This window comes from Providencia sp. PROV208 (assembly GCF_028479465.1).
GTDB lineage: Bacteria > Pseudomonadota > Gammaproteobacteria > Enterobacterales > Enterobacteriaceae > Providencia > Providencia alcalifaciens.
Window position 1 is genome coordinate 58,745 of the sequence record NZ_JAMPNS010000006.1, and the last position, 18,603, is coordinate 77,347.

17 protein-coding genes and 1 pseudogene are annotated in these 18,603 nt (G+C 38.6%); 8 read left to right on the forward strand and 10 right to left on the reverse strand.

Features of this window, described 5'->3' with window-relative positions; genetic code table 11:
• Positions 1 to 14: 14 nt before the first annotated feature.
• The 3 genes and pseudogenes from PR766_RS05175 to PR766_RS05185 all read right to left on the reverse strand — a co-directional run bounded on the left by PR766_RS05175 (position 15) and on the right by PR766_RS05185 (position 3,974).
• Positions 15 to 1,430: pseudogene (locus PR766_RS05175) on the reverse strand (aminotransferase-like domain-containing protein).
• A 482-nt stretch (positions 1,431 to 1,912) separates the two neighbouring features.
• On the reverse strand, positions 1,913 to 2,977 hold the full coding sequence (gene ada, locus PR766_RS05180) for a bifunctional DNA-binding transcriptional regulator/O6-methylguanine-DNA methyltransferase Ada (protein WP_154636605.1): 1,065 nt from the start codon (positions 2,975 to 2,977) through the stop codon (positions 1,913 to 1,915).
• Positions 2,978 to 3,131: 154 nt separating this feature from the next.
• A complete protein-coding gene (locus tag PR766_RS05185) occupies positions 3,132 to 3,974 on the reverse strand; it encodes an AraC family transcriptional regulator (RefSeq protein ID WP_006661753.1) in 843 nt (280 codons plus the stop codon).
• A gap of 137 nt (positions 3,975 to 4,111) precedes the next feature.
• Here PR766_RS05185 and PR766_RS05190 point away from each other — a divergent pair, with 137 nt between their 5' ends.
• The 3 genes from PR766_RS05190 to PR766_RS05200 all read left to right on the forward strand — a co-directional run bounded on the left by PR766_RS05190 (position 4,112) and on the right by PR766_RS05200 (position 7,291).
• A complete protein-coding gene (locus PR766_RS05190; RefSeq protein ID WP_179896302.1) occupies positions 4,112 to 4,657 on the forward strand; it encodes a GNAT family N-acetyltransferase in 546 nt (181 codons plus the stop codon).
• Positions 4,658 to 4,858: 201 nt separating this feature from the next.
• Complete coding sequence (locus tag PR766_RS05195) at positions 4,859 to 6,286, forward strand: Na+/H+ antiporter NhaC family protein (RefSeq protein ID WP_154601152.1); 1,428 nt, start codon at positions 4,859 to 4,861, stop codon at positions 6,284 to 6,286.
• Between the two features lie 15 nt (positions 6,287 to 6,301).
• On the forward strand, positions 6,302 to 7,291 hold the full coding sequence (locus tag PR766_RS05200) for a D-cysteine desulfhydrase (RefSeq protein ID WP_036963649.1): 990 nt from the start codon (positions 6,302 to 6,304) through the stop codon (positions 7,289 to 7,291).
• 45 nt (positions 7,292 to 7,336) lie between these two features.
• Here the strand turns inward: PR766_RS05200 and PR766_RS05205 are convergent, their stop codons facing one another.
• Positions 7,337 to 8,245 (reverse strand): DMT family transporter, encoded by a 909-nt coding sequence (locus PR766_RS05205; protein ID WP_036963647.1) that lies wholly within the window; start codon positions 8,243 to 8,245, stop codon positions 7,337 to 7,339.
• 129 nt (positions 8,246 to 8,374) lie between these two features.
• Between PR766_RS05205 and PR766_RS05210 the strand changes: the two genes are divergently transcribed.
• Positions 8,375 to 9,244, forward strand: a complete 870-nt coding sequence (locus PR766_RS05210) for a LysR family transcriptional regulator (protein WP_036965727.1) — start codon at positions 8,375 to 8,377, stop codon at positions 9,242 to 9,244.
• On the opposite strand, the gene yqfB is transcribed toward PR766_RS05210, so the two are convergent.
• The gene (gene yqfB / locus PR766_RS05215; RefSeq protein ID WP_036963642.1) at positions 9,241 to 9,570 is read right to left on the reverse strand and encodes a N(4)-acetylcytidine aminohydrolase; all 330 of its coding nucleotides are present in this window, start codon (positions 9,568 to 9,570) and stop codon (positions 9,241 to 9,243) included. The genes PR766_RS05210 and yqfB overlap by 4 nt on opposite strands.
• Positions 9,571 to 9,688: 118 nt before the next feature.
• On the opposite strand from yqfB, the gene PR766_RS05220 reads away from it, so the two are divergent.
• Complete coding sequence (locus PR766_RS05220) at positions 9,689 to 10,471, forward strand: GNAT family N-acetyltransferase (protein ID WP_154636606.1); 783 nt, start codon at positions 9,689 to 9,691, stop codon at positions 10,469 to 10,471.
• Between the two features lie 50 nt (positions 10,472 to 10,521).
• Here the strand turns inward: PR766_RS05220 and PR766_RS05225 are convergent, their stop codons facing one another.
• Complete coding sequence (locus PR766_RS05225) at positions 10,522 to 11,451, reverse strand: acyl-CoA thioester hydrolase/BAAT C-terminal domain-containing protein (protein ID WP_036963637.1); 930 nt, start codon at positions 11,449 to 11,451, stop codon at positions 10,522 to 10,524.
• 500 nt (positions 11,452 to 11,951) lie between these two features.
• Here PR766_RS05225 and PR766_RS05230 point away from each other — a divergent pair, with 500 nt between their 5' ends.
• Complete coding sequence (locus PR766_RS05230; RefSeq protein ID WP_006661761.1) at positions 11,952 to 12,740, forward strand: GNAT family N-acetyltransferase; 789 nt, start codon at positions 11,952 to 11,954, stop codon at positions 12,738 to 12,740.
• A gap of 71 nt (positions 12,741 to 12,811) precedes the next feature.
• Here PR766_RS05230 and ddlA read toward each other — a convergent pair whose 3' ends face one another.
• Together ddlA and PR766_RS05240 are read right to left on the reverse strand one after the other, a co-directional pair.
• Positions 12,812 to 13,915: a D-alanine--D-alanine ligase gene (gene ddlA, locus PR766_RS05235; RefSeq protein ID WP_036963635.1), complete on the reverse strand. Its 1,104-nt coding sequence runs from the start codon at positions 13,913 to 13,915 to the stop codon at positions 12,812 to 12,814.
• A 134-nt stretch (positions 13,916 to 14,049) separates the two neighbouring features.
• Positions 14,050 to 14,925, reverse strand: coding sequence for a LysR family transcriptional regulator (locus PR766_RS05240; protein ID WP_006659845.1), 876 nt, complete (start codon positions 14,923 to 14,925; stop codon positions 14,050 to 14,052).
• Between the two features lie 170 nt (positions 14,926 to 15,095).
• On the opposite strand from PR766_RS05240, the gene PR766_RS05245 reads away from it, so the two are divergent.
• Positions 15,096 to 15,716, forward strand: coding sequence for a LysE family translocator (locus tag PR766_RS05245; RefSeq protein ID WP_154636607.1), 621 nt, complete (start codon positions 15,096 to 15,098; stop codon positions 15,714 to 15,716).
• Positions 15,717 to 15,726: 10 nt separating this feature from the next.
• Here PR766_RS05245 and PR766_RS05250 read toward each other — a convergent pair whose 3' ends face one another.
• Both PR766_RS05250 and PR766_RS05255 read right to left on the reverse strand, forming a co-directional pair.
• Complete coding sequence (locus tag PR766_RS05250) at positions 15,727 to 16,209, reverse strand: NUDIX hydrolase (RefSeq protein ID WP_006661765.1); 483 nt, start codon at positions 16,207 to 16,209, stop codon at positions 15,727 to 15,729.
• A gap of 25 nt (positions 16,210 to 16,234) precedes the next feature.
• Entirely contained in the window at positions 16,235 to 17,572 is a 1,338-nt protein-coding gene (locus PR766_RS05255) for an aminotransferase-like domain-containing protein (protein WP_154629754.1), read from the reverse strand.
• Between the two features lie 86 nt (positions 17,573 to 17,658).
• Here PR766_RS05255 and PR766_RS05260 point away from each other — a divergent pair, with 86 nt between their 5' ends.
• A complete protein-coding gene (locus PR766_RS05260) occupies positions 17,659 to 18,570 on the forward strand; it encodes a DMT family transporter (protein WP_036963629.1) in 912 nt (303 codons plus the stop codon).
• Positions 18,571 to 18,603 lie beyond the last annotated feature (33 nt).

Here is an 18,603-nt window from a genome sequence, read left to right on the forward strand (position 1 = left end):
CGGGTTTCTTTTTGCTATTTCAACATGGTCATTTTTAAAGTTTCTCCCAAAATTTTGATAGCATTGCGCCTTCTTGGGATCAACTCAGATGCATAATTAATACGTAAGTGATTTGAGTAACAATCTCCAGCAGCAAAGTGTGCTCCTGTCAATACAGTCACTTTATTGCGATGTAAAATATCCATCAGCTTTGTACTGTCCACAGCAGGATGCTCGACCCAGAGTGAAAATCCTCCTTGAGGTCGTGAGATCCGCGTATTTGCTGGAAAATGCGTTTCGACTAACTCACGATATTGACACTGTAATTCACGGTATTGCTGACGCATTCGGCGTAAATGCAAAAAATAATGCCCTTCTTTTAAAAAATTACTCATTACTTGCTGCATAAATACCTCACCCGAACAATGGGACAGGTATTTTAAGTGCATTACTTTTTCTTTATATTTACCGGGAATAATCCAACCAGTACGTGTTCCCGGTGCCACCGTTTTAGAAAATGAGCTACACAAAATCACATGCCCATCAGTATCCAGAGATTGAATTGTTGAAGGGCGTGGGTAGGTATACGCAAGCGGCGCAAGGCAATCATTTTCGATCACGGTCCCTTGGTACTTATTGGTTATTTCCAGCAGCTTTTGCTTATTTTTTTCCGGCATAATACTGCCCATAGGATTATTACATGTCGGTGTTACAACCACGGCTTTCACTTACCAACACTGAAATGCCTCTTCTAACCTATCAAGATTAATTCCCGTTTGAGGATCAACAGGAATTTCAATAATTTTACGACCTAATCCATACAACGTCTGCAATAACCCCGGAAATGTAGGAGACTCCACCGCGACCACATCATTTCCTTGTGTACACGCTTGTATTGCAATTGAAAGTGACTGGTGTGCGCTAGTCGTTGTCACAATATCATCAGGGGTAAATGACTGGCGATAATCTGACACATGATAAATTTGCTCCCTTAGTGCGGCAAGCCCTTGTAAGCTATCATATTCCAGCGTTAAGGGGTTTTTACGACGCGCAACCATATTCATTTCTTGCCATAACGGCTCTAAGGTTTTGCCCATAATATTCGGTACCGCACACGAAAGTGATGTCACCCCGACACGCTCTTCTACACGTAAGAAATCCATCGTCGGATTCCACTTATCAATATGAACCGGTTTTTGAATATAGTTTGCCACCTTAGGCAGCTGGGCTGTTACCTTTTCAGGGATCACAAAATAACCTGATTTCGGTACCGCATAAATGAGCTGACATCGCTCCAGTTCACGATAAGCAAGCTGAACAGTGGTAATGCTTACATCATGACAACGGCTAATATCACGTACAGACGGCATTTTTTCTCCGCCAAGAAACTCCCCTCGATGGATTTTGCTCTGAAGCATCTGGGCTATCTGTTTATAAAGCATCGCTCTCATATCCTTAACATCGTATCCCGTAACTGTAATGTAATACAAATTTCGCTTGGATGATCTGTATTTTGCAAAAAATCAGATCTGTCACTTTTTTAAGTTAATTTCTAATGCGATGCTAAATAAACAAAATACAACGATAGGATTTTATTTATGGAATATGAAAAAAACATAAAGGGTAAGCCATACCCTAAATTTATATTAGTTCAAGTAATTATGTTTATTTTAAAAAGCATAAGGAACTTATTTTTAAGGAAAAAACATGAAAAATACAAAAACCAGAAAATCTAATTTGTTATTCAAAGAAATAAAATTAATTTTAATTAATCTTTAAAGGATATAAAATAGGCTTCACATACCATAACAAATAATACCTGCTATCTTTATAATCCTATTAACCAATAAAAATAAATATGTAATTTTCATATTAAAATTTGCTGCACAATTGTTGTATTGGCGCAGCATTATCTTTTTCATCATGAATATGTTTATTTTCTGATGGATTCTTTTAATAATAAAGCGCGTTTGCGATCAATTCCCCACCGATAGCCAGATAAAGCGCCATCATTTCTTACCACACGATGGCAAGGGATCGCGATTGCGAGCATATTAGCGCCGCAAGCATTCGCCACAGCACGAACCGATTTAGGCGAACCTATTTTTTCTGCGATTTCTCGATAACTGACTGTTTTACCAACAGGAATGGTTCTCAAAACTTGCCATACTCGCTGTTGGAAAGCGGTACCTCGGATATCTAGCGGAAGATGAAGACCTATTTCAGGGACTTCTATAAATCCAATCACATTTGCGACAACTTGATCGAAATCTTTATCTCCACCAATCAATTGCGCATGAGGAAATTTATCTTGTAAATCATTGAGTAACAACTCTGGATCATCACCCAATAAAATGGCACAGATACCGATTGAGCTCTGTGCAACAAGCACATTTCCCAATGAGCACACCGCTAAGGCAAAATAAATTTGATGCCCATCTCCACCGGACTTCCATGCCGTGGGTGTCATTCCTAAACGCGCAGTCGCCGTTTCATAAAAACGACTATTTGAATGAAAACCCGCATCATATATGGCATCCGTAATCCGTTCATTCTCAGCTAATTGAGCTTGCACTTGCTGATGGCGATAGGCATCGCGATAAGCTTTAGGCGTCAATCCCACCTGAGATTTAAATAACCGATGAAAATGAAATGGACTAATACCGACATATTCGGCTAACTCCGCTAAAGTGAATTGTTGATTCGTTTGCTCTATATACCGACAAGCAAGCTCAATTTTTTCTTGATAAAACTGAGCTTGCTGTGACATTTCATTACGATGACGTTTTCCTGAACGGAACCCTTGCTCTATCGCTTGCTGCTCATTATCAAAAAACAGCACATTGTCTCGATTCGGTAAACGACCAGCCGCAGATGGGTGGTTATAAATTTTTGACGTTTTTACACCATATACAAAATAGCCATCGGCCGATTTATCACGGTTTTTCAGCGCATTCCAGCGCTGCTCATCGGTGATCCATTGATTCTTCGTTGTCATAATATTAACCCTTTACTGATTTCACCATGCTCAGTATCTTCGGTTATTATATGCCTAACACTCCAAACCTTGCTTTTTAATTCGCCGTACAGACTGCGCCTTGTGTTTGTTCTTCAGTATTTTTTCGACGAACGATCAGCAAAATTGAACCAAGCTAAGTGCCTCGTTTTCTTTTTCTAAATTCACTTAATGTCATTCCGGTATGCCGTTTAAAATAACGGCATAAGTATGACGTATCTTCAAAATTTAATTCATCCGCAATACCTTGAATAGATAATATACCTCTCTCGAGCTGTGCTTTAATTTCTAACACCACTTGCCTGTCTATTAAAGCTTTGGGCGGATCATTAAAAAAATCCTTCACGATTTGCGATAAATAAAATGGCGTAATGGCCAGTTGTTTTGCGTAAAATTTAACATCCCGTTGCTGCTTACAATGCTGTGTGATTAGCGACCAAAATTGCCAACATAATTTAGCTTTACGACTACGTTCCTCTTTAAAAATAGCCCCAGAATGATCAACTTGATTAGCGATTTCCAAAAAGAAGTTTTGCAGATGCTGGCGCAATTGCAGCTTTCCATGTTCTGTACGTTCCTGCAGGTAATAGCGAAATAGTGCGTACCAATGTGAAAATAAACGTGCTTGCGCCGATGTCATCGATAATCGAGGCTGAAAATTAAAAAAAGCAAATAGCGAGCTTGGTAAAACAAACGCAATATCTGTGGCAAAAGCCTTGTCAATATGAATGTAATCAACAATAAAGTTCCTAGAGCGCTTTTGTAGCATCACGAATGTATCTTCATATAGAACAAATAAATCATCTTTACGTAAAGCATACTGTTTAAAATTAATATTAAAAACAGCCATTCCCTGCCGACCAATGCATAACGTCACATAATCTGGCGATATTACGCTATTTTGTAGCTCCTCGAATGTCGATGACCCAAGACATACGACGCCGCTCCATATTAATTGATGATGTTTTAAATCTTGCATATAAACTCACCTTACTGGATTTCGCTCCTTATCATTAGTTTTCAAAAGTACCTAAACTAACGAGATTTTTCCCTTATATACCACAAATAAATACCTAAAATAAGTCTTGTTAATTACCCCCAACAACGAAGAGAAATATGATGGTGTTATATACTGAACGACTGATTTTACGTCCTTGGCTGATGAGCGATGCCACTAATCTGTATCATTACGCTAAAGATGAACGTATCGGTCCTATTGCCGGTTGGCCGCCTCATCACAGCATTGAAGAAAGTGCTGAAATTATTCAATCCATTTTTATGCGTGATGGTGTATTTGCCGTTGCATTGAAAGAAGACAACAAAGCAATTGGGTTAATTGGTTTATCCATTGGCAAAGACAGTAATTTTCCTATTGGCGATAATGATGCAGAAGTAAGCTATTGGATCGGCGTTCCATTTTGGGGTAAAGGATTTATTCCAGAAGCTCTATGTGAAATTATGCGTCACGGATTTAAAAACCTTAAAATGGATAATTTATGGTGTGGATATTTTCAAGGTAATCAACAGTCTAAAATTGTGCAAGAAAAGTGTGGATTTCAATATTACGCGACATTAGCACCGCAATTTATTGAATTAATCGGTGAAACAAAAATCGAAGAAATTAGCCGTATTACCTATGAGCAATGGCAAGCGTGTATTTGACTTGCCGAATTACGCTATCCTAACCAGATAGCGTAATTCCCTCATAACGACTCATTGCAGTTTATCTGACCACTCATATGGAATTTGTAACAATCTACTGCAATTCAAAGAAAATAACCGACAGCCCTCTCCCATCAATGCTATGATTTCCTGATATTTACAAATAACTTTTCATATTATAAAAATATCCAAGGTAAACACATGCACGACTATGGTATTTGGACAATTATCACACCGATTGTCACAATTCTCTTGGCAATACTCACTCGCCAAGTGATGCTTTCATTAATGCTAGGGATTTTAGTTGGTTTTACTGTTATTAATGACCATAACCTATTACTCGGTATTCGAGGAACAGTGGACGGCATCATTGATACATTTTCTTCGGCGGGTAATACACGTACCATTGTCTTTATGGTCATGATTGGCGGGATCATGCGTTTAGTCGTCGTCACCGGAGGGGTTAGAGCCCTCGTCCAGTTACTCACTAATAAGACAAAGTTAATCAAAAATAGAACAGCAACACAATTGCTCGCCATAGTAATTACATCCCTGATTTTTATTGAGAGCTCCATTAACCAGCTAGTAGCTGGTGCCTCTACTAAGAATTTAGCGAGACAATATGGCGTCGCGCCAGAAAAAATGTCCTATCTTATTCAAACTGCCTGTGTGTCGGTCTGCTCATCTGCTGTTATTAATGGTTGGGGTGCGGTTATTATGGGGCTAATAGGTGTACAAATCTCCCAAGGTCTTATTTCAGGTGAACCTTTCGATATTCTCATTAAATCTATTGGCTACAACTTAATGGCATGGCTATCGCTTGCGACTATCTTATTTTATGTATTCACCAATTTTTCTTGGGGACCAATGAAAAAGGCTGAAATAAAATATCAGCAAGATTTCAACGCAGGTAAATTAACAAAATCCTCATTAAAAAATGAAGAAGAAGAAATTATCGACCACCCGAATGCATATTCGGCACTGAATTTTTTTATTCCTATTCTTTCAACTGTATTAATGGTTCCTGTTGCCTTATATATTACGGGCGACGGTGATTTCAGCAAAGGAAGTGGGTCTACTTCCGTTTATTGGGGAGTTATGTTTGGTACGGCTGTTTCTTTTTGCTGGTTTATCGGAAGACGGCTATTAAATATCGATAACTTCTTTAAGGAATTATTCATTGGCTACGCCAGTATGCTAAAAATCAGCTCTATCATGATTTTAGCTTTCTTAATGGGTAATGTATCCTCTGAACTTAATACTGGAGCTTATATTGCTGAGGTCACTCAAGGTATTATGGCGCCGGGTTTCTCTATTGGCTTTATTTTTATTATAAGTGCCATCATGTCTCTAGCGACGGGAACCTCATGGGGAACCTTTGCCATTATGATCCCAATTGGTGTTCAATTAGGCTTATCCGTTGGTATGCCAATTGAATATATGATTGGGGCAGCAATTTCAGGATCAATCTTTGGCGACATGACCTCACCTATTTCCGCAGATGCCATTGTTGCTTCTATGGCCACAGATTGTGACCATATAGAACATATTCGTACTCAAATGCCTTATGCATTAGTGACCGCAAGCTTTGTACTGGCTATTTATCTCTATTTAGGGTTTACCAATTAATACAGGGGAATTTAGATGTCTCTTCAACAAACATTAACTCAATTCGCGAAAGTTGACTTGCTTAAAGCATCGACCCCACTGAATCGACTCGATAATTTGTCACGTTTATATGGACGAGAAATCTATATTAAACGTGATGATATGACGCCGTTGGCGATGGGCGGAAATAAACTCCGTAAGCTCGAGTTTTTAATGGCTGATGCTTTAGCCCAAAATGCAAAAATTATTGTCACTGCGGGTGCTATTCAATCTAACCATGTTCGCCAAACGGCTGCTGTTGCCGCTATGTTTGGCTTAAAATGTGTCGCTTTATTAGAGAACCCTATTCAAAGTGAAGATAGCAATTTCCTGCATAATGGAAATAAACTACTCACTGACTTATTTGGCACTCAATGTGTAATGTGTGAAGAATTAACCGACCCACAAGCGCAAATGGCAGAATTGATTCAATCGTTAGATCTTAAAGACGCTTATATTGTCCCAGTCGGTGGTTCAAATGGAATTGGCGCATTGGGTTATGTCCAGTGCGCCATTGAAATTGCCCAACAAAAACCAACCAATATTGAGTTTGATAAAATCATTGTTGCTTCAGGTAGCGCAGGAACTCACGCCGGTTTAGCGATGGGTCTGCAAGAATTGCTTCCAGCATCGCAACTCATTGGTGTCACAGTTTCTCGTAAACAGCAAGATCAGGCACCCAAAGTTGAAAAATTGCAAAACGAATTAGCGCAATTACTGAAACTCGAAAAAACACCCGAAATCACTCTTTGGGATGATTTCTTCGCCCCCATGTATGGCATGCCGAATCGTAGTGGTTTGAATGCAATAGCGCTGTTAGCACAAAAAGAAGGGATCTTGCTTGATCCTGTTTATACAGGAAAAGCCATGGCTGGCTTGATTGATTACTTAGATAATTCATCCGATAAAACCCCTGTATTATTCGTTCATACAGGTGGAGCACAAGCACTTTTCGCTTATTCAGAAATCAACAAAACCATTAAATAATAAATATCGCTCTATGGGGTCAGTTATTTCCATAGAGCGTCTATTTTAGACTCGCGATTTATTCGTTACCCATAACCCGAAGATAATCACTATCCCCCCCAATAATGCAGAGAATGTAATCTCTTCATTTAAAAACAGCGCTCCTATTATTACCGCTGTCAACGGATTCAGTGCAATGAATGACCCCGCACTCGCTGCACCTAACTGATCAATACCTTGGTAATACCAAATATAAGCCAGTGCTGAACCTAAAACACCTAAATAAAACAAGCTAACAATATCAGTATTAGTTAAATGAGCTACCCCTTCTATTGTTAATTGCCCTGCCATTCCCGTCACGATAATCAACAGTAAAGTTCCTAATAACACAGCATAAGCAACAGTATGCATCGCACCAATTTCTCGAATAATATTTCTACCAGCAACCGTATAAATTCCCCAACTCACCACACAACCTAATATAGCGATATCACCTTGATTTGTTAAAAATCCATTTACCCCTGATGTTTTTGCAGAGAGTAATATCGTTGCACCTAATACACAGCAACTAATACCAACGCCTTTCATTAAGGTGATTTTTTCACGCCATAATAAATATGATATTAGTGCAATCATTGCGGGGTTAATTGCGACTAATAAGGCCGCTCTTGATGCCGGAATCAACTGTAACCCATAGAAAAAAAGTACCTGATAAATAAAGATGCCACTACACCCTAATAACAAGACTTGGGCAAACTGACGGATATTTATTTTCTTCCAACCCAAACGAGTCACACTCAGCAAAATAACTAATGAAACGCTAGCAAAAAGAAATCGCACTGTAGCTGAAAGCAATGGAGATATATCAGACTGTAGCACCCTTCCTGCAATAAATGTTCCTCCCCATAAGATAGAGACACAGATCATTTGCAACACAATCATGTTTACCGGTCTAAGGTATTTATTATTTTTCATTCCATCGCGGATTACCCTATTCAAAATACTCACCTCTTCCAATCAGAAATTATGCAATTTATTGACTCGCCCACATCAGATGGATAAGTTATTGGTTATCTATCATCATATGCAAATGAGCTTTTACTCATGACATTAAGTCAATTGGAAATATTTACCCTTGTTGCTGAGCTTAAAAGCTTTACCTTAGCGGCAATGTCATTGAAGATTTCCCAATCTGCGGTTTCCCATGCGATTAAATCACTCGAAAAAGATTTAAATGTCATGCTATTTACGCGGGAACAAAACCAAATCACGCTGACAGAAATTGGTTGTACCCTATTAAACCGAGCACAACACATATTGAGTCTTCAGGAAACCATGAGGCAAGAGGCCCAAGCCTCTAATGGATTGAAAAAAGGTGTACTACGGATTGGTTCTTTTGGACCAGGCTCTTCAACTAACATTCTGCCGCCATTATTGACCGCATTTCGTCAACAATACCCTGATATTCAAATCATTGTTGATGAAGGTGATGACGAAAGTGTGACTCAATGGTTGCAAGAAAAACGCGTAGATGTTGGCGTTGTCGTCTTGCCAGACGAACGTTTCGATACTTTTCTTGTGAAACAAGATCAATACGTAGCCATATTGCCATTAAACCACCCATTAGCGATTCATGAGGGGCTTACTTTAAAACAGTTATGCAATTATCCTTTTAACCTAACTCAAGCTGGCTCAGGAAAGGTTGTACTGAGCTTATTCTCTGCACAAAAGCTGACTCCTAAGATTCAATTTAGAACCCGCCAACTTCTAAGCACTTTTTCATTAGTAGCTCGAGGTGAAGCTGTGTCAATTGTGGCTCAACTCGCAATCCCCGAAAATATTAACAACATCGTCGTAAAACCATTAATTCCCCGCGTGACTCGGGATATTGCCTTTGCAGTTAATAACCTCAGTGATGCTTCTCCAGCCACAAAAGCCTTTATTAAGCTAGTAAAAAGCTGTCATCGTGATTAAGCGTTTGCTGTTGTTAATCGGTAATGAATAACATATAGGCAATTTTCTGTTGGGTAAATTTCACGAATTAAAGCTTTCAATGTTTCTAATGTCATCCCTTCTTGAGTCGCGTGATACTCTGAAATATCATCGTAGTTCAGTGACTCAACAGAAAGTATCTCAATATCGGTATAGTACTCGCCAGTTTCTAAAGCGTGGACTTTGACAACTGAGCCTGGTACATAATGACTCTCACTTTCATCACGAATGGTGATCACTTTTTCACCGGAAACAACCAGTGGTAATAAACGCTCAAAGAACGTGATGGTTTCGGGGATATTATTCACAGATATTCCTTAATCTTTTATTAATTAAACAAATGCTATCCCATGTACCATAGTGTCAGCAATCTCAATTTTCTCAATAGACTAGAAACGTTCAGTTAATTTATTAGGACACCATGAAATGACTCACAACGAAGCGTGTTTTTACTTATTAGAAGATATTTTTTGGTCTGCTATCAGCCTAAAGACGCATCATGTAGAGCCAAATACGTTTGCCTATTTTACTGAGCTAAAAACTCCCGCTTTTAATTATATTTACTTGCATTCAGGAGCAACTATTGCTGGCTTTGAAGCGGCAAATACATTGTTTCAACAACATTCAAAACCCTATATTTTAGTTGTTCACACCGATGAATTACCCAAGTTCTCACATTGTATACAACAACATGATCTTATTGATGATGGTGAATCAACAGCGATGGTATTTGAACTTACGGGGAATGAATTCAAAACGGGAAACCAGTTACCAGATGGCTATGATATAAAGCTTAGTAATCATAATCTCTCAGACTGGTCAAAACCGCTTATTACTGCGTTTCCTGTAGTCAATGAACTAGATTGCGATAATGATGAATCCATTATTGATGAATATATTCGCTATCATCAGCGTGCGTTGGACAAGCAAATCAATATCATGCATTTTGTCTCATTTAATCAGCAGACCCCAGTATCATCACTAACACTCACGCTACACAATGACATTGCGCGCTTAGATGATATTGGTACAGACATTGAATTCCAGAGGCAAGGATTTGCCACGACATTGATTAAATATGCTTTACAGATTTGTAGTCAACATAGAATCAAGCAGTGCTATTTGGAAGCGTCTAGCGATGGTTTATCGGTATATCAAAAACTTGGATTTAAATCGATATTTAAATATCACAGCTATATTTCAGAATAAAATCAATTACGTCCAACTCTGCTCTATCGGAGTTGGGCGTAAAGGCGGGTTTATTTTTGTTTGTTTATCCCTGCATACCAATCTTGAATATCCTTGATAACACTAGATGATTGATTATTACCCTGACTATTTTGAAAATAATGGTCCAATGTTGAATAGGTTTTATAGGTAATATTAGGATTTTTTACCTCATCCATCATTTTTTTTGCCCCTTCAACATCGACATTCGTATCTGCAAGAGTTTGAATCACTAAGTGCGGTTTATGTACACCTTGCAATAGTTTTTTATTATCAATAGTTAATGCTTCATACCACCAATTTTGCCCATGCCCACTCGGAAATTGATTGTCCTCTAAGTGTTCATGCAATACAGCATTTGCAAACTGGTTAAATCCTTCAATTGCACCGTCTACTTCTTCGGGGGGAACACTCTTTTTAATGCTATAAAACACATCATTAATAAAAAACTGTCCGCCACCATTTAACGAAATCGCAGCATCAATAAAATTGACCTTAGACGCGATAATATTGGTAATAATTGCCCCTTCGCTTCCTCCAAGTAAAACAATATATTGATACTGAGGTTTTAGTTGATTTAACACAGCAATATAATTATCCACACGCTCAAAATAAGAATCATTCCTCATGTATTCTACAGGGCACTCATCTTCTGAAACTTCTTCACCATTTTGTCCTATTTGGGCGTTTAACCCTGTTTTTTCCACCAATAGAACGTCACTATTAGGTAATACCGCCCTAAAATTCTTAATCATATTTTGGTTATTTACGACACTTTTGCAGTCAGAACCTTGAATTAATACTAAGAGTTCTTTCGATGAATTTGACTGACTCTTTAGCAAATAATAGTGGATCTCTTTTTTATCAATTTTCAGTGTTTGCATCTCGAAATTGTCATTCGCTGATTTGGCAAACATCGAATAGCTCGCTAAAAGTACAATGCCTAATATGATTCTTTTCATATCCGCAATCCGACTCCTCTATTTTTTGTCTTCTAAAACAATATGTTGATGCATGCTGTCTTCTATTTCGTTATTTATGCTATTTTTCTCACAAGATTAAGCATGTTTATGCAGGTACGATCTCTTTATTTTCGCTATCATAACAACGCATTTATAGATAATATCATTGAGTTATATAGTTTTTTATAAATTAAGTGCTTGTCGTAGGATAGCATTAAATAACAAATTATCTGCATATCGCACGAAACGCCTTAATTTATCCTCAGATTTACTTTATAGATATTGCTAAAAAGCACTGTAAGCGTTGCATAATAATGAGAGCTAAGACTAAAGATAGAATGACAACTGCGGCAACAGTTGCCGATTTTAGAGGTTTAGTTATTATCAGTAGATAAGTATCAACAGCTTTACTACCAATAAGTTAACAGAATTTTACATGGGATCAGATTGATTATTTACCCCATTTTTGACTAACACATTTTGTATCAGGTAACTGACTAATGAATATACCGCTCTACTATTTACGACATTACCAATCGATCGAAAAGACGTTTTGGACTTCGATTTGTGAGCACAGTATCCAGATTGCACAACATACAATTTGTTATTTAACTCCGTTAAATTCCCCCGCATTTAATTTTATCTATTTGCAGCCAGATTCGACCCATCACGCATTTATGCAAGCTTATAACCTGTTTGTGTCGCAGAAAAAAAATCATACCTTGGTTATTCCAGAAGAAATGCTACCAAAAGTGATTGATGATATTGAAGCACTTAACTATAAGCGTGACAGCGTCACCACAGCAATGGCATTAACTTTATCACAGCAAAAAGAAGTTAATTTACCAGATAATCAAGTAGATATAGTATTAGCCAACCATGATTTGTCCCTTTGGGCAAAACCATTAGTTTCTGCTTTTTACCTTTCAGAAGAACACGATTTAGTGATCCAAGAATATGTCCGCTACCATGAAGATGCTCTTCAACAAGGTGCTCCTCAATTCCATTTTGTTCTCTTAGTCAATGGTGAACCCGCGACATCAATGACTGTGACTATTGAAGGTGAGTTAGCACGTTTTGATGACATTGGCACCGAACCTAAATTTCAGGGTAAGGGCTACGCATCCCAACTCATTGACTATGCGCTAGCATTTTGCCGTCAACAACGTGTGGAACATTGTTTCTTAGATGCTTCTGAAGCAGGTTTTGACTTATATAGAAAATTTGGATTTGAGCCACTGTTTCGTTATATCAATTATGTTTGGTGTAACAAAAACACAATGCATTAATGGCTTGATGTGATGATCAGTAATGCCGATAGCGACTGGCTATCGGCAATACTAGTAGAAAAAATTAGAAACTAAATTTCATCGCAGGCCGTTTTTAAAGCCGCTGTTTGCTCGAATTTTTCAATTCCCAGCTCAATTAACCGGCTGATCAATTCTTGATAAGTCATGCCACCTTGCTGCCATAACTTTGGATACATGCTGATATTAGTAAATCCTGGTAATGTATTGATTTCATTAATCACAACATCGTTGTTTTCTGTTAAAAACACATCAACACGGGACATACCACTGCAATTCAATGCTTGATATGCTTCTAGCGCAATCGCCCGAATTTTATCACTAATATCATGCTCTAGATCTGCTGGGGCAACAACGGATGCTCCATTTTCATCAATATATTTAGTATGGTAAGCATAGAAGCTATCATGCAACACAATTTCGCCACATGGGCTTGCAAGTGGATGCTCATTTCCAAGCACTGCACACTCAATTTCACGACCTTTCACTGCGCTTTCAATCAGCACTTTTACATCAAATAAAAATGCAAAATCTAATGCCGCGTTAAACTCGCTTTCATTATTAACTTTACTGATCCCAACTGATGACCCTTGGTTAGCAGGTTTAATAAATAATGGTAAGCCCAGTTTTTCAACCGTCGCTAAGTAGCTGATTTCATCACGCCCACTTTTTAATATCGTGATAAATGGTGCAATATGTAACCCGGCATCTCTTAGTAGGCGCTTAGTGACATCCTTATCCATACATGCGGAAGAACCTAAAACACCCGGACCTACAAAAGGTAGATTCGCCATACGCAACAACCCTTGCAAAGAACCATCTTCACCTAAGTTACCGTGGACGATTGGAAAAATAACATCAATTTGCGGGAGCGGTTTTGCATCTTCTAAAGAAATGAATTGTTCACTCTGTTTACCAGGAACAATTGCAATACTGCGTTTTGGTGTATTTAACGCAATATGAGCAGGATCATCACCATGTAGCAGGAAGTTTGCTTCATCATACTCATGCCATTGCCCTTCTTTATTAATACCAATCAGGCATACATCAAATTTACTACGGTCTAATCCATTAATAATATTTTTAGCTGATTGCAACGAAACTTCATGCTCGGTAGATTTTCCACCAAAAATGACACCAACCCGAATTTTGCTCATTATTCACTCCAACATAAAGACACCAAAACGATTCTGGGAAATATAGCACGCAGAGAAATAGTTAGGGCATAAAATCTTCACTGCATCAGTAGGTTCGATGATTTAATGACCAACCCCTTAAAATTATACAATTTTTATACCGATTGCTGAGTCATTAACAAGCTTTGTCTAACGTTCTCTTCTAACCATGATTTAAAAATTGCGACAGGGGTATTCGCGTTTGTCTCTTTTGCTGAAAGTAAATAATACGCTGATCCATCTTCAATGAAGCCTTCAGGAGCAATTAATTGTTTTGTTTCAATTTCATCTGCAACCATTAGAAATGATGCGATAGCCGCCCCTTGCCCAGCTAAAGCTGCCTGTAAGCAAAGATAAAAATGTTCAAAACTGATTCGTTTATTCTTTTGTAAATTGATCCCACTGCGAGATTGCCATGTTTGCCAAACATTGGGACGTGATGACGGTACAAGTAATGGCATATCCGTATATGGCTGGTCACCCAATTTTTTTACAACCCCCATCCATTCAGCACATATTTTTGTCGCATAAATATTATCACTCCATATGAAATCATTGCGACGAAGTGCAAGGTCAGTCCCCGTTTTGGCAAAATCAATCGGTCCACCAGCTGCAACTAAGTGCACTGTAATTTCAGGATGCTGTTGATAAAACCGAGTTAACCGCGGTATCAGCCATTTCATTGCGATAGTGGGTTCACACGATAAGCTCACCATTTGGCTTTGAGGATGATGAATTATTTTCTCTACTGTCTCAGCCAGCTGCTGAAACATGTTTGCGGTTGTTTGAAATAATAATTTACCTTCAGCCGTCAAAAAAACAGCTCGATTACGGCGCTCAAACAACGCTACGCCAAGGTATTCCTCGAGCAATCTTATCTGACGGCTAATCGCACTGTGCGTGATATGTAGCTCCTGAGCAGCTTTAACAAAGCTTTCATAACGTGCAGCCATATCAAAAAAGCGTAATGCGGTTAATGGTGGTAATTTCATAATGTTGGTCACTTAGCATCCAAATAAGTAATGAAAACAAACAGATTTTTGTGAGAATAAATCGCTTTTTTAATATCTACAATCTATTGATAATCAATAATCAAGTTTATTTAATTCATTTGTTATTTATCAATATTTACGTCAGCTTTCATTACAATTAGGACCCCACTATGAATGAACTCATCGCCGTTGCAACAATAACTATTTTGGCTGTTATTAGCCCAGGTCCCGACTTTGCTATGGTCACGAGAAATAGCTACTCTTATGGCACTAAAACGGGTTTATTATGTGCCCTTGGTATTGCTGCGGGTGTTCAAGTCCATGTGTTGTACACTATTTTTGGTGTAACGCTAATCATTATGAGCTCTCCCACATTATTTATGGCCGTCAAACTTCTCGGTGTCGGTTACTTGGTCTATATCGGCTTCAAGTCCCTGACAAACAAAATAGCGATCAACACGAGCCATAACCTTAGCCCTGTCTCAGCCCAGACCTCATTAACAGCCTTCAAGACGGGTTTTCTAACCAATGCACTCAATCCGAAAACTATGTTTTTCGTTATTTCTATCTATACGCAAGTGATCCAAACAGGTAATTCCCAATGGCTTAATTTCAGCTATGGCGTATTTATTTCCTTTGTGCACTGGCTATGGTTTAGCTTAATAGCTTTATTTTTTTCATCTCCATTAATTAGAAACAAAATTCTACAATATCAATTCGTTATGGATAAAGTGATCGGAGCTTTATTAATTGTCTTAGGTGTTTCATTACTGTTTTTTAATATTTCATAGTCAGTTTGAATCATCTAAACCTAGGAGACGACTTTTCTTGATAAAACTCATTAACCATGATCGCAAGCTCATACACATCGTTAGGTAGATTTAAGTGACGCATTTGATGGAGAGACACCCAGTGAAAATCCGTATGACATTGAGCATCACTTTCTAGTAACTCACATAAATAAACCATATCGATATGCCAATGTTCTCCTTGATGCTTATCGGCAATACGTTCTTTTAAAATAGCTAATGGGATGGGCAAGGAGTCAGTCTGACCTGAATGATTAACTTGTGCTTGCAGTGGGTAGCGGCAATCAATCACTTTGCAATGTAACCTTGTTTCTTCCAACACTTCGCGTACAACCGCCTCTTGCGGCTCTTCATTCGGGTCGACATGACCTCCTGGTGGTAACCAAATTCCCAATTTAGGGTGTTCATGTAAAAGAAACTCACCTTGTCGATTGCAGATCATCGCCGTTGCTGTGAAATGTTTAACTTGCTCCACTCTTTTTTCCTTAAAGTAATTGGACCTATAAATCAATCAAGTACAAAATAACATGCCTAATTGCCTGTAGTGCCACCGTCAATTCTTCATGGGATAAGGTACTAATTGCAACTCTTAACGCCTGCGGCGTCTTATTAGACGTGCTATAAGATTCCGCACTGCTAATAGCAATATGCTGTTTTTTTAACTCACTAACCACGATATCTGCACGTACACCTTCAGGTAACGGTAACCAGACAAAATAACTGGCAGGATGCGCAATATAAGGTATATCGACAAAAATCTGCTGGACTATTTTTTGCCGAATTTTTGCATCTCGCCGTTTATCTCTTTCAATACTGTCGACTTCACCTTTCTCAATCCAATCACATAAGATGGCAGTCGTTATTGCTGGTGTATTCCACGTTGTAATACGAATAATACGCTCTATATTCTCAATATATTGCTGTGGTGCCAACACGGCTCCTACCCGTAATCCGGTGGCAATATTTTTCGAAAAACCCGTCGTATAAAACGTAATTTCTGGTGCAAGCGTTGCTAACGGAACAACCGCAGGTCGCTGTAAAAACGCATAAGAACCGTCTTCAATTAAGAAGAATTGGTACTGCTTTGCTAAAGCAACTAACTTTTTGCGATCAGATAAATTCATTACCCAACCCAACGGATTGTGCAGTGTCGGCATGGCATAGTACGCCCGAAATTTTCTTTGCTGACACAGTTTTTCTAATGCCTGTAAGTTAGGACCATTTTCGGTCGTAGGCACTGATATCAACTCTAAGTGATACATTTTCGCGAGAGCTTTAAATCCAGGGTAAGTGAGTGCATCTACCGCAATAATGTCTCCAGGGCTAAACATACCCAAAATAATGGTTGCTAGACCATGTTGCCCACCACTCACTAAAGCGACTGTATCTACTGAAGCATGAGTCAGTCCGCGCTGTTTCAAATAGTTAGCAACGGTTTTTCTTTCATGTTCTCTTCCTGTATGTTGCTGATAATAAAGAATACCTTCCAAATCACCACCAACTGCAATCTCCCTCAGAGATTCACGCAAGAGCTTGGTCTGTTCTTTAGCTATTGGGTAACTGAAGTTGAGATCCAATGTATTTTTAGCAACATCTTGTTCAATACTCAGCTTAGGTAATAGATTGATATCTCTAACAAATGTTCCTCTTCCTGTTTCTCCTATAATCAATCCCTTTTCAATGAGTTCGCGATAGACCCGTGAAGCGGTCACTAAAGAAATACCGGATTTTTCTGCAAACTGCCGGTGAGTCGGTAAACGGGTTCCTACTTTTAATTCCCCATTCATGATCTGTGCTGAGATTGAATCAACATACTGCTTATAACGATTTTGTGTCATGAAATTGTACCTATGACAATTTTTTGATTGTCATGATTATGTCGATTAGTTTTGCAAAACTCCATGACAAATAACAACGGTCAATTATGAATCAAAATAAATCGTTAACCTCAAATCACACGACCATACCTTCTACCTCTCAGACCACACGAGGTTGGATTAATGGCTTTATAGGTATCGTTATTTTTAGCGGATCGTTACCTGCAACCAAGCTGGCTATCAGTGGCTTTACACCTGATTATTTAACCATCTTACGCGCTACCATTGCTGGGATCTTGGCTCTCATTATTCTGATAGTTCTACGCCAAAAAATACCAACAAAACAAAAAATTGCTCCACTTTTCATTGTTTCCTTAGGTGTGGTACTCGGTTTTCCATTTTTAACCGCACTTGCATTACAGTACATTAGCTCCTCTCACTCCATTGTATATTTGGGCTTACTTCCGCTGTCTACTGCTTTATTTGGTGTATTACGCGCAGGCGAGCGCCCTCGCAAATTATTCTGGTTGTTTTCAATCATGGGAAGTTTATTTGTAATCGGCTTCGCAATTCTTCAAGGTGCAACACACGCATGGCAAGGCGATTTGTATATGGTCATTGCGGTCATTGTCTGTGGGCTGGGTTATGCAGAAGGCACCGTACTCTCAAAATCATTAGGTAGCTGGCAAGTTATTTGTTGGGCTTTGGTTCTCGCATTACCAATCATGCTGATATTCAGCTTTTGGCGACTACCAACTACATTTTCCACTGTCTCATTTGAGGCATGGATGGGGCTCGCTTACGTATCTCTATTTAGTATGTTAATTGGTTTCTTTTTTTGGTACCGAGGTCTAGCGGATGGTGGGATTTCTGGCGTAAGTCAATTGCAGTTATTACAACCTTTTATCGGCTTAGTTCTTTCTGCTTGGCTACTCAATGAATCCGTTAATAGTGTCATGATAACTTCGACACTTGGCGTTATTCTTTGTGTGGCTGGTTCAAAATACTTTGCGCGTTAAGTATTGAAATTACTAACCTTAACGGAAAATTAA

What these genes read in the sequence shown, in the direction of transcription:
- ddlA (WP_036963635.1), bottom strand. Translation starts at nt 13,915, where the DNA reads ATGAGCAAAATTCGGGTTGGTGTCATTTTTGGTGGAAAATCTACCGAG.
- PR766_RS05195 (WP_154601152.1), top strand. Translation starts at nt 4,859, where the DNA reads ATGCACGACTATGGTATTTGGACAATTATCACACCGATTGTCACAATT.
- PR766_RS05255 (WP_154629754.1), bottom strand. Translation starts at nt 17,572, where the DNA reads ATGACACAAAATCGTTATAAGCAGTATGTTGATTCAATCTCAGCACAG.
- PR766_RS05225 (WP_036963637.1), bottom strand. Translation starts at nt 11,451, where the DNA reads ATGAAAAGAATCATATTAGGCATTGTACTTTTAGCGAGCTATTCGATG.
- PR766_RS05240 (WP_006659845.1), bottom strand. Translation starts at nt 14,925, where the DNA reads ATGAAATTACCACCATTAACCGCATTACGCTTTTTTGATATGGCTGCA.
- PR766_RS05200 (WP_036963649.1), top strand. Translation starts at nt 6,302, where the DNA reads ATGTCTCTTCAACAAACATTAACTCAATTCGCGAAAGTTGACTTGCTT.
- PR766_RS05205 (WP_036963647.1), bottom strand. Translation starts at nt 8,245, where the DNA reads ATGAAAAATAATAAATACCTTAGACCGGTAAACATGATTGTGTTGCAA.
- PR766_RS05230 (WP_006661761.1), top strand. Translation starts at nt 11,952, where the DNA reads ATGAATATACCGCTCTACTATTTACGACATTACCAATCGATCGAAAAG.
- PR766_RS05185 (WP_006661753.1), bottom strand. Translation starts at nt 3,974, where the DNA reads ATGCAAGATTTAAAACATCATCAATTAATATGGAGCGGCGTCGTATGT.
- ada (WP_154636605.1), bottom strand. Translation starts at nt 2,977, where the DNA reads ATGACAACGAAGAATCAATGGATCACCGATGAGCAGCGCTGGAATGCG.
- PR766_RS05210 (WP_036965727.1), top strand. Translation starts at nt 8,375, where the DNA reads ATGACATTAAGTCAATTGGAAATATTTACCCTTGTTGCTGAGCTTAAA.
- PR766_RS05220 (WP_154636606.1), top strand. Translation starts at nt 9,689, where the DNA reads ATGACTCACAACGAAGCGTGTTTTTACTTATTAGAAGATATTTTTTGG.
- PR766_RS05260 (WP_036963629.1), top strand. Translation starts at nt 17,659, where the DNA reads ATGAATCAAAATAAATCGTTAACCTCAAATCACACGACCATACCTTCT.
- PR766_RS05190 (WP_179896302.1), top strand. Translation starts at nt 4,112, where the DNA reads ATGATGGTGTTATATACTGAACGACTGATTTTACGTCCTTGGCTGATG.
- PR766_RS05245 (WP_154636607.1), top strand. Translation starts at nt 15,096, where the DNA reads ATGAATGAACTCATCGCCGTTGCAACAATAACTATTTTGGCTGTTATT.